The organism is Bacillus sp. FSL R9-9492, from assembly GCF_038007365.1.
GTDB classification, from domain to species: Bacteria; Bacillota; Bacilli; order Bacillales; family Bacillaceae_G; genus Bacillus_A; species Bacillus_A mycoides.
On sequence record NZ_JBBOXC010000001.1, the window covers coordinates 4,367,588 to 4,381,601 of the forward strand.

14 protein-coding genes are annotated in these 14,014 nt (G+C 36.6%); 2 read left to right on the forward strand and 12 right to left on the reverse strand.

Annotated elements, in window-relative coordinates; all coding sequences use genetic code 11:
- Window positions 1-50: 50 nt before the first annotated feature.
- Window positions 51-1,361: a DEAD/DEAH box helicase gene (locus MKY70_RS22410; RefSeq protein WP_002015172.1), complete on the reverse strand. Its 1,311-nt coding sequence runs from the start codon at window positions 1,359-1,361 to the stop codon at window positions 51-53.
- A gap of 179 nt (window positions 1,362-1,540) precedes the next feature.
- On the opposite strand from MKY70_RS22410, the gene vrrA reads away from it, so the two are divergent.
- The gene (vrrA, locus tag MKY70_RS22415; protein WP_088034243.1) at window positions 1,541-2,254 is read left to right on the forward strand and encodes a VrrA/YqfQ family protein; all 714 of its coding nucleotides are present in this window, start codon (window positions 1,541-1,543) and stop codon (window positions 2,252-2,254) included.
- Between the two features lie 89 nt (window positions 2,255-2,343).
- On the forward strand, window positions 2,344-3,294 hold the full coding sequence (locus MKY70_RS22420) for a 4-hydroxy-3-methylbut-2-enyl diphosphate reductase (protein ID WP_002067184.1): 951 nt from the start codon (window positions 2,344-2,346) through the stop codon (window positions 3,292-3,294).
- A 40-nt stretch (window positions 3,295-3,334) separates the two neighbouring features.
- Here MKY70_RS22420 and MKY70_RS22425 read toward each other — a convergent pair whose 3' ends face one another.
- The 11 genes from MKY70_RS22425 to MKY70_RS22475 form a co-directional block, all read right to left on the reverse strand.
- Window positions 3,335-4,456, reverse strand: a complete 1,122-nt coding sequence (locus tag MKY70_RS22425) for a Nif3-like dinuclear metal center hexameric protein (protein ID WP_088034241.1) — start codon at window positions 4,454-4,456, stop codon at window positions 3,335-3,337.
- Window positions 4,453-5,160: a tRNA (adenine(22)-N(1))-methyltransferase gene (locus MKY70_RS22430; protein ID WP_002190695.1), complete on the reverse strand. Its 708-nt coding sequence runs from the start codon at window positions 5,158-5,160 to the stop codon at window positions 4,453-4,455. The genes MKY70_RS22425 and MKY70_RS22430 overlap by 4 nt, the downstream gene beginning before the upstream one ends.
- A 167-nt stretch (window positions 5,161-5,327) precedes the next feature.
- The gene (gene cccA, locus MKY70_RS22435; RefSeq protein ID WP_002015178.1) at window positions 5,328-5,684 is read right to left on the reverse strand and encodes a cytochrome c550; all 357 of its coding nucleotides are present in this window, start codon (window positions 5,682-5,684) and stop codon (window positions 5,328-5,330) included.
- Between the two features lie 385 nt (window positions 5,685-6,069).
- The gene (gene rpoD, locus MKY70_RS22440) at window positions 6,070-7,197 is read right to left on the reverse strand and encodes an RNA polymerase sigma factor RpoD (RefSeq protein WP_000764062.1); all 1,128 of its coding nucleotides are present in this window, start codon (window positions 7,195-7,197) and stop codon (window positions 6,070-6,072) included.
- 59 nt (window positions 7,198-7,256) lie between these two features.
- Window positions 7,257-9,059: a DNA primase gene (dnaG, locus tag MKY70_RS22445; RefSeq protein WP_002067179.1), complete on the reverse strand. Its 1,803-nt coding sequence runs from the start codon at window positions 9,057-9,059 to the stop codon at window positions 7,257-7,259.
- Window positions 9,060-9,948: 889 nt separating this feature from the next.
- A complete protein-coding gene (locus MKY70_RS22450) occupies window positions 9,949-10,761 on the reverse strand; it encodes a pyruvate, water dikinase regulatory protein (protein WP_088034239.1) in 813 nt (270 codons plus the stop codon).
- A gap of 29 nt (window positions 10,762-10,790) precedes the next feature.
- Window positions 10,791-11,423 (reverse strand): helix-turn-helix transcriptional regulator, encoded by a 633-nt coding sequence (locus MKY70_RS22455; RefSeq protein WP_088034669.1) that lies wholly within the window; start codon window positions 11,421-11,423, stop codon window positions 10,791-10,793.
- Window positions 11,424-11,529: 106 nt separating this feature from the next.
- Window positions 11,530-12,276, reverse strand: coding sequence for a DNA repair protein RecO (recO, locus tag MKY70_RS22460; protein WP_002088669.1), 747 nt, complete (start codon window positions 12,274-12,276; stop codon window positions 11,530-11,532).
- 33 nt (window positions 12,277-12,309) lie between these two features.
- Window positions 12,310-12,453 carry a YqzL family protein gene (locus MKY70_RS22465; RefSeq protein WP_000883924.1) on the reverse strand — a complete coding sequence of 48 codons (144 nt, stop codon included), beginning with the start codon at window positions 12,451-12,453 and terminating at the stop codon, window positions 12,310-12,312.
- Between the two features lie 176 nt (window positions 12,454-12,629).
- Entirely contained in the window at window positions 12,630-13,535 is a 906-nt protein-coding gene (era, locus tag MKY70_RS22470; RefSeq protein WP_002088672.1) for a GTPase Era, read from the reverse strand.
- Window positions 13,528-13,926 (reverse strand): cytidine deaminase, encoded by a 399-nt coding sequence (locus MKY70_RS22475; RefSeq protein WP_002015184.1) that lies wholly within the window; start codon window positions 13,924-13,926, stop codon window positions 13,528-13,530. The genes era and MKY70_RS22475 overlap by 8 nt, the downstream gene beginning before the upstream one ends.
- Window positions 13,927-14,014: the final 88 nt, after the last annotated feature.

Sequence of the window (14,014 nt, forward strand, 5' to 3'; positions counted from 1 at the left end):
TAATCGACTTTCTCTCAAGCAGTGAGATAAAAAAAAATAAGGGAAATCCCTTATCTTTTTTTATTGCTATATTTTTTCTTCACTTTGTCACGTTCTGTTGCAAGTTTTCGTTTATAGTTTGGTTTTACTTTTTTCGGCTTCTTAACAACTTTTGTTGCCATAACATCTAGTCCATCACTTGGTTTTTTACGGCTCTTACGACGACGACGGTCACCTAAATCCGCCCATTCATCTCCGCGTAAATCTACATGTTTAAACTCGATATGACGTTGTTTTTCCAAACTATCTAACGCTTCTTCATTTGCTGGATCATAAATCGTCACTGCAATACCTGAATGACCCGCACGTGCAGTTCTTCCAACACGGTGAACGAAGAAATCTAAATCTGGTGGAAGTTCATAGTTAATAACATGGCTAATTCCTTCAATATCAATACCGCGTGCCGCCAAATCTGTTGCGACAATGTATTGGAACTCTAAATCACGAACTTGTTTCATCATTTTTCTACGATCACGTGGTGATAAATCACCGTGTATACGCCCTACTTTTAATCCACGTTCTGCTAATCCATCGGCTACTTCGTCAGCCTTCTTCTTTGTGTTTGTAAAGACAATTGCTAAATATGGTTTAAATTGAAGTAGCATATTTTTCACTAATTCAGTTTTATTACGGTGTCTTGAAGGCACAAGGTAATGATCAATATTTCCTGCTGCAACTTGCTTCGGATTAATATGAATATGTTCTGGATTCTCCATATATTTCTTCAAAAATGGTTTTAATTTTTGAGGAATTGTTGCAGAGAAAACTAACATTTGCAGATTTTTAGGCATACGTGCCGCAATTTTATCTACATCTTGAATGAATCCCATATCAAGCATTAAGTCCGCTTCATCGACAATAATAGTATCCGCTTTATAAACAAATAGCGCCTTTTCTTCTACTAAATCTTTAATACGTCCTGGCGTTCCAACTACAATATGAGGTTGTTTTTTCAACTTTTCAATTGATCGTTGTTTATCAGTTCCACCAATTAAACAGCGTGCTGTAATCATTTGATCTTCTGCACAGAACTTTGTTAGTTTCACAATTTCTTCGTAAATTTGTTGTGCTAACTCACGAGTAGGCGCTGTAATAACAAGTTGTACCTCTTCACGACTTGCATCAATTCTGTTTAATGTAGGAAGTAAGTATGCATGTGTTTTCCCAGAACCAGTTTGGGATTGTCCAATTATACTCACACCTTTTTTCACGACCGGGAAAATTTTCTTTTGAATTCCTGTTGGCTCTGTAAAGCGTAGTTCACGAACTGCATCTATTAAAAATGGTTTAAAATCATACTGTGTAAAAGTTTGTAGTGTCATAAGTTACACCTTCTTTCTAAAATTTCTACTGCGCACAAATCAGTCAAGTCTACATTATATCTAAATCTACAAGTAAAATCCATCTTTAGTTTAGGTTTTTATCTCAAAAACTAACCTTCTTTCCTTCCATTGCATATTGTATGTGTATATACCTAACTGAAGAAAGGAGGATTTCCCACATGTTTCCGAAATCCCCTATAAGACAAATGTATCCGAATCGAGGACAACAATCTTACACACCATATCCGATTCCACAACTACCACCGATGGCTCAAAAAAAGAAAGGTTTCCTTGCTAAACTCTTTAAAAAACACGATCCAACCGAACCTTTCATGCAAATGGTCCCTCCTTATCGACAAATGGAAGGGCCACCGATGATGCACCAACAACCGCCGCCCCAATATCAACAGCAACAGCCATACCAACAACAATATACACAACAATATCAGCCATACATGCAGCAATATCCAGAGCAGATGATACCACCTCAAATGTATGAATCAAATGATACACGTGGTGCTGCGTCAGCTACAACTGCAGCGGCATCTAGCAGCGGCATCGGTAGTTTTTTTTCAAATTTAATTTCGAACCCAACTAATATGATAAATAATATCGAAAAAGTATCTCAAGTCGTGCAATCTGTCGGTCCTGTTGTCGAACAGTACGGTCCCATTATGCGTAGTCTACCAAGCATTGTTAAAATCCTCACCTCTGGAAAAAGTACGGAAGAAAATCAAACTGAAGATGCAACAGAACAGGTTGAGGTAGCAACTCCACCTCCTCCACCTCCAAAAAGGAAACGAAAAAAAATAGTGCTTGAACCGGTAATAGAAAAAGAGGTTCCGAAAGAACCCATTCAACAATCAGCAACAAAACCAAAACTATATGTGTAACAATCCTTTGTTTTCTATCCACTCCTCCTTTATAATGTAATGGACTATGCACAAAAGTATCCCTTGTTTAGAAGGAGAGGATTACTCACATGAAGATTGTTAAAATTTCCCCTCGTGGTTATTGCTACGGTGTTGTTGACGCAATGGTTATTGCACGTAACGCCGCATTAGATAAATCATTACCGAGACCCATTTATATTTTAGGTATGATTGTTCACAATAAGCATGTCACAGATGCTTTCGAAGAGGATGGCATCATTACATTAGACGGTCCAAGTCGATTAGAAATTTTAGATAAAATCGATTCTGGTACTGTTATTTTCACTGCACACGGTGTTTCTCCAGAAGTTAAACAACGTGCAAAAGAAAAAGGTTTAACGACAATTGATGCAACTTGTCCAGATGTTACAAAAACACATGACCTTATCGAAGCAAAGAAAGCTGAAGGATACCATGTCATTTATATCGGCAAAAAAAATCATCCAGAACCAGAAGGCGCAGTTGGTATCGCACCTGATATCGTTCATCTTATCGAAAAAGCTGATGATTTAAAAACACTAGAAATTCCAACGGATAAAATTTTAGTTACGAATCAAACAACAATGAGTCAATGGGATGTTCAACATTTAATGGAGGACATTCAGAAAAAATTCCCAACAGCAGAATTCCACAAGGAAATTTGTTTAGCAACTCAAGTTCGCCAAGAAGCTGTCGCTAAACAAGCTGATGTTGCAGATTTAACAATTGTTGTCGGTGATCCGAAAAGTAACAACTCAAACCGTTTAGCACAAGTATCACAAGAAATCGCTGGTACGACAGCATACCGCGTTGCAGACGTAAGTGAAATCCAATTAGAATGGCTACAAGGTGTAGAAAACGTAGCTGTTACAGCAGGTGCTTCTACTCCAACGCCAATTACAAAAGAAGTTATTGCTTTCTTAGATCAATATGACCCAATGAATCCAGCTACATGGGAAAGAATTCGAAAAGTACCACTTCAAAAGATACTACCTCGTGTAAAAGTGAAAAAAGAACAATAATAAAAACCGTTGCCTACATGAGCAACGGTTTTTATTTTTCTTATACAAATGTGAATGGATCTGTATGTAACTGCGAAGCGTGAATGTGTACATTGAATTTCTTCACATCTACTTTTTCTTGCAATTGTTTTTGTACACCTTGCTTCATTACTTTTTCAACGTTATGTCCTGGATCGACTATATTTAAACCAATCATCATCGCATCGTGAGCAACATGATAATACATATCACCTGTTACATATACATCTGCTCCTTTAAATTTCGCTTGGTTTATATATTTATTACCGTCACCACCAAGTACAGCTACTTTACGCACCTTATCATCTAACTTTCCAACAACTCTTGCACCCTTTACATGTAATGATTGTTTCACATGTAAAGCAAACTGCTCAAGCGTCATTTCTTCTTGTAAATACCCTATTTTACCAAGACCTAATGTTTCACCTTTATTATCAAGCGGATATACATCATATGCCACTTCTTCATATGGATGGGCTGCCAACATCGCTTTAATAACTTTTCTTTGTAATGAAGCTGGAATAATCGTTTCGACACGTATCTCTTCCACACGTTCTAACTGCCCAGTTTCCCCGATATAAGGATTTGTCCCTTCTCGAGGGATAAACGTACCTACCCCTTCGCTACCGAACGTACAGTGGCTATAATTACCGATATGACCTGCATCCGCATCTCCAAGAGCTTTGCGCACTTCTTCTGCATGGGTTACTGGAACAAATACAACAATTTTTTTCATTTCTTCTGCATATGTAGGAGCTAATACTTCTGTATTTTGTAACCCTAACGCATCGGCAAGTAAATCATTTACCCCACCCTTAGCAATATCTACATTTGTATGTGCGGCATAAATTGCAATATCATTTTTAATACACGTTTCAATAATTCTTCCGTACGCCTTATCTGTATGAATCGCTTTTAATGGATTAAAGATTAAAGGATGGTGCGCTATAATGATATTCGCTCCTAATTGGATCGCCTCGTCCACAACTTCCTCAGTTACATCTAACGCGATTAATACGTGCTGGACAGGTTTATTAAGCGCTCCAATCTGTAAGCCAATCTTATCCCCTTCCATCGCTAAATGCTTCGGATACATACCTTCAAACAAAGAAATAATTTCATGACCATTCGGAATTTTACTCATGATAAAACCTCTCCTATCATTTTCATTTTCGCTTCTACTTCTGCACGCTTCGCTTTTGTCTCTTCAGACTCTGCTGCACGTTCTAACTGTTTTAAAATATTTTGGAAGTTTTTCAATTCCCCTTCCCACTTTTCAATAAAAGCTTCACTTTTTTCTTTTATTAAAAATGGACCCATAAACAATTCAGCTTGTTTATTTTCAGAGTAAGGTACTGCTGTATCTCCTCGCTCTCCGACTAAAATCTCGTAAATCTTTCCGTCTTCTATTACAATTTTCTCACGGATAAGCTCCCATCCATTTTCAATAAACCATTCACGGATATGGTGTGCTGCAATATTCGGCTGTAAGATTAAACGTGTTACACCTTCTAATTTTTCTTTACCACTTTCTAAAATGTCACGAATTAACGCTCCACCCATACCAGCAATCGTAATAACATCTACTTCTCCTGGCACTATAACAGCTAATCCATTCCCTTTCCGAACGTCTACTTTATCTTGTAAGCCACTTTCAGCTACAGTTGCTTGTGCAGAGCGAAACGGCCCATCTACAACCTCTCCTGCAACTGCTTTTGTAGCAATATTATTTATAATTGTATAACACGGTAAATACGCATGATCCGATCCAATATCAGCTACTGTAGAGCCTACCGGAATCTCCCTCACAACTTCTTCTAATCGTTTCGAAAGCTTTACTTCATTCATGTATTTCCATTACTCCTTCTCTTCTCAGTCTGTCTCCATGATAATGAATTTATAGTAGTTGTTGCAAGTCCATAACAATACTTCAATTCTCTATTACTAATCGTATTTTAGAAAGTATAGAAAAACAAGCCTTTTGCACAAAAGCAAAAGGCTTGTAATACGAAACTTTATTTTTTCTTCGATAACCAATCAGCTACTTTCGTTGCTTGATCAGCTGGAATTAAATTAGCTGGCATATTTCCTTTTCCTTTTGAAAGAACTTCTTTAATTTCATCTTTCGAAAGTTTCCCACCAATTTTTTGTAAATTAGGTCCCACTGCCCCTTGTAACTGATCACCGTGACAGCTCGTACAGCTTTGCTTTACAATATCCTCTGGCTTTGATGCTGTTTGCGCTGGTTTCCCACCATTTTTTGCATCAGCTAACTCTTTAGATTTATTTAGCCCCTGAAATGAAAATACAAACATAACGATAATACCTAATGCTGCAATAAGAGCGAACGGAATCAACGGATTACGTTTCATATCTCTTCTCCCCCCTCTATACCACTAAATAGTTAGATGATTCAGTCATTTATATTGTACTTGAAAACGCCCTATCAGAAAAGAGCAAACTACTACTTGTTAAAAATATTCCGTAAATTCATTTTATTGATTTTCACTATTATATCGCATATTATTTCGATAATTACTAACGTTTCTCATCATATTTTTTACTTTTCTACATATTATTTTGTATATAATAAACAAAATAAATCGAAAAATCGAAAAATGAGCATTTGCAAATCAAAAGACAATTCTGTAAAATAAATTACAAGAAATTGTAATCGTTGCCGATAGCTAAACTTTAACAAAAATTAACAAAATAAAAAAGTTTACTTCACAAAAGTGAAGTAAACTTAAAGGTAGCCTATTCTAAGAAATCCTTAAGACGCTTACTACGGCTTGGATGTCTTAATTTGCGAAGTGCTTTCGCTTCAATTTGACGAATACGTTCTCTCGTTACGCCGAATACTTTCCCAACTTCTTCAAGCGTACGAGTTCGTCCATCATCTAAACCAAAACGAAGACGCAGAACATTTTCTTCACGATCTGTTAGTGTATCTAACACATCTTCTAATTGTTCTTTTAGCAATTCATACGCTGCATGGTCCGCAGGCGATGTTGCTTCTTGGTCTTCGATAAAGTCACCTAAATGGGAGTCGTCTTCTTCACCAATTGGTGTTTCAAGAGAAACTGGCTCCTGTGCAATCTTTAAGATTTCGCGTACTTTTTCTGGAGCAAGATCCATTTCTTCACCAATCTCTTCAGGAGATGGTTCGCGTCCTAAATCTTGTAATAATTGACGTTGTACACGGATTAACTTATTAATTGTTTCAACCATATGAACTGGAATACGAATTGTTCGCGCTTGGTCTGCAATCGCACGTGTAATAGCTTGGCGAATCCACCAAGTTGCATACGTACTAAATTTAAAACCTTTACGGTAGTCGAACTTTTCAACTGCCTTAATTAGACCCATATTTCCTTCTTGGATTAAGTCTAAGAAAAGCATACCACGGCCCACGTAGCGCTTTGCAATACTTACTACAAGACGTAAGTTTGCTTCCGCAAGACGGCGTTTTGCTTCTTCATCGCCTTCTTCAATACGTGTCGCAAGTCGAATTTCTTCTTCAGCAGATAGTAAGTCTACACGACCAATTTCTTTTAAGTACATACGAACAGGGTCATTGATTTTCACACCTGGCGGCACACTTAAATCATTAAGGTCAAATTCTTCTTCCGTTTTTGTAATTTGACGATTATTAGGACCTTCGTCGTTGTCATTGTCACCAACTAAGTCAATCCCTTGTTCACCTAAATATTCATAGTATTCATCCATTTGATCGGATTCAATTTCAAATCCATTCATGCGTTCTGCAATCTCTTCATATGTAAGAACGCCACGTTTTTTTCCGAGCTCAGTGAGTTGTTCTTTCACTTGCTCAAGGGTCATTTCAGTTTCAATTTGTTTAGAACGAGCTGGTTTATCAGCCATCTGTTCCCCTCCTTACGCGAGATACAAACATTCATTATACTAAAACTTTATCGAAAAAGCTATTTTCTTGCTTTTTGACTTTGTAAATATGCCACATAATATTTAGCAGCCTCTACAGGATCTGTTTTTTCCATTTGTTTTACTTTAAAGATAATTTCCATCTTTTCAAGTTTTTCTTTATGGCGTCTTAGCGCCTCCAAATGACCTTGTAACGCTTCTTCTGTGTACTCTGGATTAATAAATTCATCCGTCGAAATATCAGTAATAATATTTTTCAACTTTTCATCAGAGAGCCAACTTAAAAATGTTCCGACTGAAGGTTCATTCCCCTTTTCATAATATGCGTATAGTTCATATAAAATCCCTTTATGTTCTTCTGTATAAAAATCTTCTATATGAGGTTCCATACGCACTGTCACTTCTGCACTTTGCAACATATGGTAAATAATTTCTCTTTCTGCCCTTTCAAAACCTGTTAATTTCGGTTTCGTTTGAACAATTTGAGATGGCTTAGAAACCTGCTTTATTTGTTTTTGCTGTACCTTTTGTTCTTTGCGATATTGGTGCAATTGATTCAAAAGTGTTTCCATTGAATACGAAAATTCTTGCGATAATGATTTTAAATATGATTCCGCCTGCATCGCATCCTGTAGCAATGATAACTCTTTTAAAACACTTTTTACATATTCTTCTTTGCCAGACTCATCTTGCAAATTTTTCCCTAAACGCAAATGATTTATTTTGAAACCAACAAAACTTATACTTGATTTCACAAGATTTTCAAAAGCGGTTGTCCCATATTGTTGCACATATTCATCAGGGTCAAGCTTATCTGGCAAGGATGTAACTTTCACTTGGCAACCAACTTGCAATAGTAATTGCCCTGCTTTCATCGTCGCTTCTCGCCCTGCTTTATCACCATCATAGCAAAGAACAACAGTTTCAACGTTACGTCGCAGAAGTTTCGCTTGTTCTTCAGTTAAAGCTGTTCCCATTGTCGCAACAGCTTCTTCCACACCACTTTTCACCGCGGCTAGTACATCGGCATAACCTTCAAAAAGGACAACCTGCCCACGTTTTCTAATAAACGGCCTTGCTTGGTGGAAATTATACAACAGCTTACTTTTGTAAAAAATCGGTGTTTCAGGACTATTCAAATATTTCGGAGTGTCATCTCCTAATGCCCTTCCACTAAACGCTATCACCTTACCTTGTAAAGTATAAATCGGAAACATAACTCTTCCGCGGAAGCGGTCATAATGACTGCCATCCTTCTCACTTCTTACAAGAAGGCCAGCCTGTTCCATACTAGATAGCGACAAACCTCTTTTTTGTAAAATTTTCGTTGCTGCATCCCAAGCTTGTGATGCATAACCAATTTCAAATTTCTCAATCATCTCTTTTGTAATACCACGTTTTAATAAATATGAAAGTGCTTCATTTCCTTCTTCTGTATTTACTAATAAATGATGATAATACTTTTTCAAAAGTTCATGAGCCTGTTGCATGATGACAGTGTCATCAGATATGTCTTCTTGTTGTTGTTGTCCTTGCCCTGATGTATATTCTGCAACTGCAATTCCATTTCTTTCGCCAAGCTTTTGAACAGCCTCTGTGAAAGCAAGTCCCTCCATTTTCATAAGAAAAGAAAATACATTTCCACCTTCTCCACATCCGAAACAATGAAAAATTTGCTTATCAGATGAAACAGAGAATGAAGGAGAATTCTCACCATGAAATGGACAAAGGCCGAAATAGTTACGCCCCTGCTTTCTAAGTTGAACATACTCACCAATCACTTCTACAATATCGGATGATGTCCGAATCTGTTCAACAACTTCTTCAGGAATTCTGTTCCCCATAACTCCATCTCCGTGTCGTATTTTGTATTCGATATAAATTAAAAGATTCCTTTATAATTCGACAATATTTTTCTAAATTTGTTAGAAAGTACTGTCGATCACATTGTGTAAACGATTTTGGACCTTTCGTATAAGTCCCCAGTCTGCGTAAATTCGCAGATACATACTACTATATAAAATTGTATACATTTGCTCATCTGTTACAAATGTATCTCCTGGAGACAATACATATACTCCTTTTTCACAAGAAGACTAGCAAGAAGCACTATAGCCTGTATGATCATGAGATCTGTAGCTTTTGCATGTTAATAAATATAACAGTCAACTTCATCTTGCTCAGAATCTACATAGACCCAATTACCTTGCTGTTTTCTTGAACGATGAGCATAGGATACGACAAACAAAATTTCGACATAAAATTTTGTTCCAACTTGCACAATTGCATTCTTCACGGGATACGCATCTGCATCAAATAATATCTTATCTGATGTTTTGCATATGTCTGTATTCTACATCCCTTCTGTGAATCCTTCCATAATGTGCGTTTTCTTGTCTAGATTTTGTCGATTTAACGTAAATACATGTCTTTTTCGAAAATCCTATCCCTAGTTTATTCTGAAAAATTAAAGTCTAAACGTAAAATATAGGTTTTTATCACAATTTTTTATTATAATATATTTTCTTCAACTACGCTACATATCCCTTTAATTTTCATCTTACACTTAAAGATAACGAAATCGTTCCTTTAGCATAATTAAAAAACAGAAGAATATAAGTATAACCATTCCGCTATATTCTATTACTAAGCCGAAAGTTCATGCTCTACTTCGCATCTTCCTCTAACGCCTTCTCACGAGCGAAAAAAGCACATTCACCTTTGGTAAATGTGCTAAAACATTTTTTGGTTTTGCACTGCATTCACAATAATATTTGCCGTTTCTTCAATTGCCTTATTTGATACATCAATCACTTGACAATTTATTTTACTAATTACTTCCTCAAAATGATTAATTTCTTCTTGAATACGATTAATATTTGCATATGTTGCTCCATCACTTAATCCAAGTGATTTCAATCGTTCTTTTCGAATATGATTTAACTTATCTGGTATAATTTTCAAACCGAAACATTTCTCTTTTGCCACTTGATATAATTCCTCAGGCGGATCCACTTCCGGTACAAGTGGTACATTAGCAACTTTCAAACGTTTGTTATGCGCTAAATATTGTGAAAGTGGTGTTTTTGATGTACGTGAAATTCCAATCAACACGATATCAGCTTTTAAAATACCACGTGCATCTCTACCATCATCATACTTAACTGCAAATTCAATCGCTTCAATTTTTTTAAAGTACTCTTCATCTAATCTTCGAACGACACCTGGCTCATACCTTGGTACTTGCCCTGTAATTTCTTCAATTTGATCGATAAGAGGTCCGATAATATCGTATGCCTCTACTCCTTCTTTTGCCGCTTCTGTCAATAAATATTGACGCATATCAGGCTTTACTAACGTAAAACAAATAAGCGCTTGATTGTTCTTGGCAATCGAGATTACTTCTTTTAATGTCCCTGTATCTTCTACATACGGTACACGCCTAATATCAGGAGCGAATGGGAACTGTCCCATTGCCGCTCTAACAACCAAATCAGCCGTTTCTCCTACCGAGTCAGATACGACATATACGATTTTATTATCCATTACATTACCTCACTTTAAACAAATTACACTTATTCGTTATTTACTAAATTTACAAACGCACGTGTAATATTTGTTTTTGTAATTCGTCCAATCACTTCTAAACCTTGTTTCGTATCCTTCACAACTGGCAACGCATCAATCTGTCTTTCTATTAATTCCATCGCAATATCATATAAAGAATCCTCCCTGCGACACATCGCAATGTTTGGCATCCTTGTCATGATAATATTAACCGGAAGAGAGGTTAAATCCTGCTTTCCTAAGCTAGCTCGTAATAAATCTTTACGAGATACAACGCCAACTAATAAAGTAGCTTGATCTACAACAAATAATGTACCAACGTCCTCTAGAAACATAGTACAGATTGCATCGTATACTGATACATTTTTATCAATTACAGCCGGTCTAGATTGATAATCTTGCACTTTAATTTTCTTAACAGCTTCAGATAATAGCTGTCCCCCGGTTTTACCCGTATAAAAATAACCTACACGTGGACGCGCTTCTAAATAACCAGCCATCGTTAAAATTGCTAAGTCTGGTCTTAGCGTTGCACGTGTTAAACCCAATTGCCCAGCAATTGACTCCCCTGTAATAGGACCGTGATCTTTTACAATCTGAATGATATGCTCTTGCCGTTTATTCAGCTCTATGATAATCACCACCTTTAATGCACAACGAAAAAAGTTATACTATCTCTTAAATATTATATACTAAATATGCTATTCGAAAAAGAAAGTATGTAAAAAGGACCGTATACGGCCCTTTTTATATTTGAAACTTATCAAGTTGTTCCAAGAAACGCCTTGTTTTCAAATAAATCCCACAATATTCATCATAATATGTATTCAATACTGTGCGCATTTGTTTTTTTGTACTATCCTTCACCGATACATTACCGAGTCGGTGTAAATCAAAATGAAAAAAGAGACGTAATAATTTATGAACAGCCTCTCCCACCGGAATACGATACGGATCTTGTTCCGCATGACGCGAGCACAGAAAACCGCCTTCCCTGACAGAGAAGGCGACAAAATCTGTTTCTTGATGACAAATAGCACATGTATCAAAGTACGGGTGCATCCCTAATACCGGAAGCATTTTCGTTTGATAAATTAATGATAATACTTCTGGGTCAACACCCTCACACATATAATGCAACGTTTGATATAACATTTCAAATAAATACGGATTATGCTTCTTATCTTCTGTTGCTTTATCAGTTAATTCGATAATAAATGATGCATAAGCAGTTAAAAATATATCCTCGCGAATTTCTTTCATAGATGAAATAATCTCGCCTTGTTGCAAAGTTCCAAGTCCAGATCCCATTTGAATAAGAAAATGACCATGTGTCATAAGTTGCGAAATAGCTGCTAACCGACTCTTCGGCTTTTTCGCCCCTCTTGCCATTGCACTTACCTTACCAAATTCCCGTGAGTATATTGTAACAATCTTATTTGTTTCTCCGTAATCTGTCGTACGGATAACAATGCCCTCAACTTTTTGAAACATGTTCGTCACCATCCAAGGTTTGAACAAAACGGGTCAAGAAATTGGAGAGTCTAGATGCGCTAACTCCTCTTCATGTTGATCCATCTCATCGTTTACGTCTTTTTCCATTTCTTTCAAAAGCAAATACGTTTCAATGCTTCCTGTTTTGGAGAAAAACTTCCAGGTAAAATCTAGCATAAGAATCCACCTTTCTCAATAAGCGTAGCCTATAAACCAATTTCTTTTGTTGTTATTAAGTTGACCCATTTTGTTCATTTTCATGTGAGAAAAATTTTTCCTAATTTATCAAGGTTCATAAAAACCAATAATCAGTGGATGAACAAAACATCCACTGATCACAACTTTACTTCATATTAATACTCGTCTTCACGGAAACCAAGGTCACGAAGCTGTGACATCTTATTGCGCCAATCTTTTTGCACTTTCACCCATACTTCTAAAAATACTTTAGAACCAAGAAGTGCTTCAATGTCAAAACGAGCTCTCTTACCGACTTCTTTTAACATCTTCCCTTGCTTACCTATAATAATTCCTTTTTGTGATGCACGTTCAACAACAATCGTTGCGTTTATATAAACCGCTCCGCCCTCACGCTTTTGAATTGCATCAATAACAACCGCTACAGAATGCGGTACTTCTTCACGTGTTAAATGTAATACTTTTTCACGAATAAGCTCTGAAATAATAAATCGCTCTGGATGATCCGTTACTTGATTATCCGGGTAATATTGCGGTCCTTCTGGTAAATACTTTTTAATTGCTCCGATTAACGCTTCAACGTTATTACCGTCCAATGCAGAAATTGGCACAATCTCCGCGAACTCATATAATTTACGATATTGATCAATCAACTCCAGCAATTGCTCTGGATGAAGTTGGTCAATTTTATTAATTACCAAAAATACCGGTTGTTTCGTTTCTTGTAATTTCTCAATAATAAATTCCTCACCACGACCATATCCTTCAGTTGCATTGACCATAAACAAAACAATATCAACTTCTTTTAATGTCGTTTGAGCCATCTTCACCATGAAATCGCCTAGTTTATGTTTAGGTTTATGTATTCCTGGTGTATCAATGAAAACTACTTGTGAATCATTTTCTGTATATACACCTTGAATTTTATTACGAGTTGTTTGTGGCTTATCGCTCATAATGGCAATTTTTTGGCCAATAATACGATTTAAAAATGTAGATTTCCCAACATTCGGTCTGCCAATAATAGAGACAAAACCTGATTTATAACCTTTTCTATTCATGTAAATCCTCCGCTAAAAATGCTCCTGGTAACAATTCTCCGACTGTTGTCTCTTGAACATCACCATGTAAGTTTGATAGGTATACTTTCGTATCCTGTTTACATAATTCTATCATAACTTGTCGACATGCTCCACAAGGAGGTACTGGACGCTTTGTATCCGCTACGACTGCAATAGCTACAAACTCGTTATCCCCTTCAGAAATTGCCTTAAATAACGCTGTTCTTTCTGCACAATTACATAAACCATATGATGCATTTTCAACATTACATCCACGATATATTTTTCCATCCTGAGTTAGTAAAGCTGCACCTACTTGAAATTTAGAATATGGTACGTACGCTCGTTTACGCGCTTCGGTTGCTTCTTGAATTAATTGTTTGCTATTCATATTCCCGCATCCTTTCCGTTCATAGATGTGAACAGATACACTCTTTCATTAAAGGCCTTCACGGCGCTCCCAAAGCTTAATAAAAGCT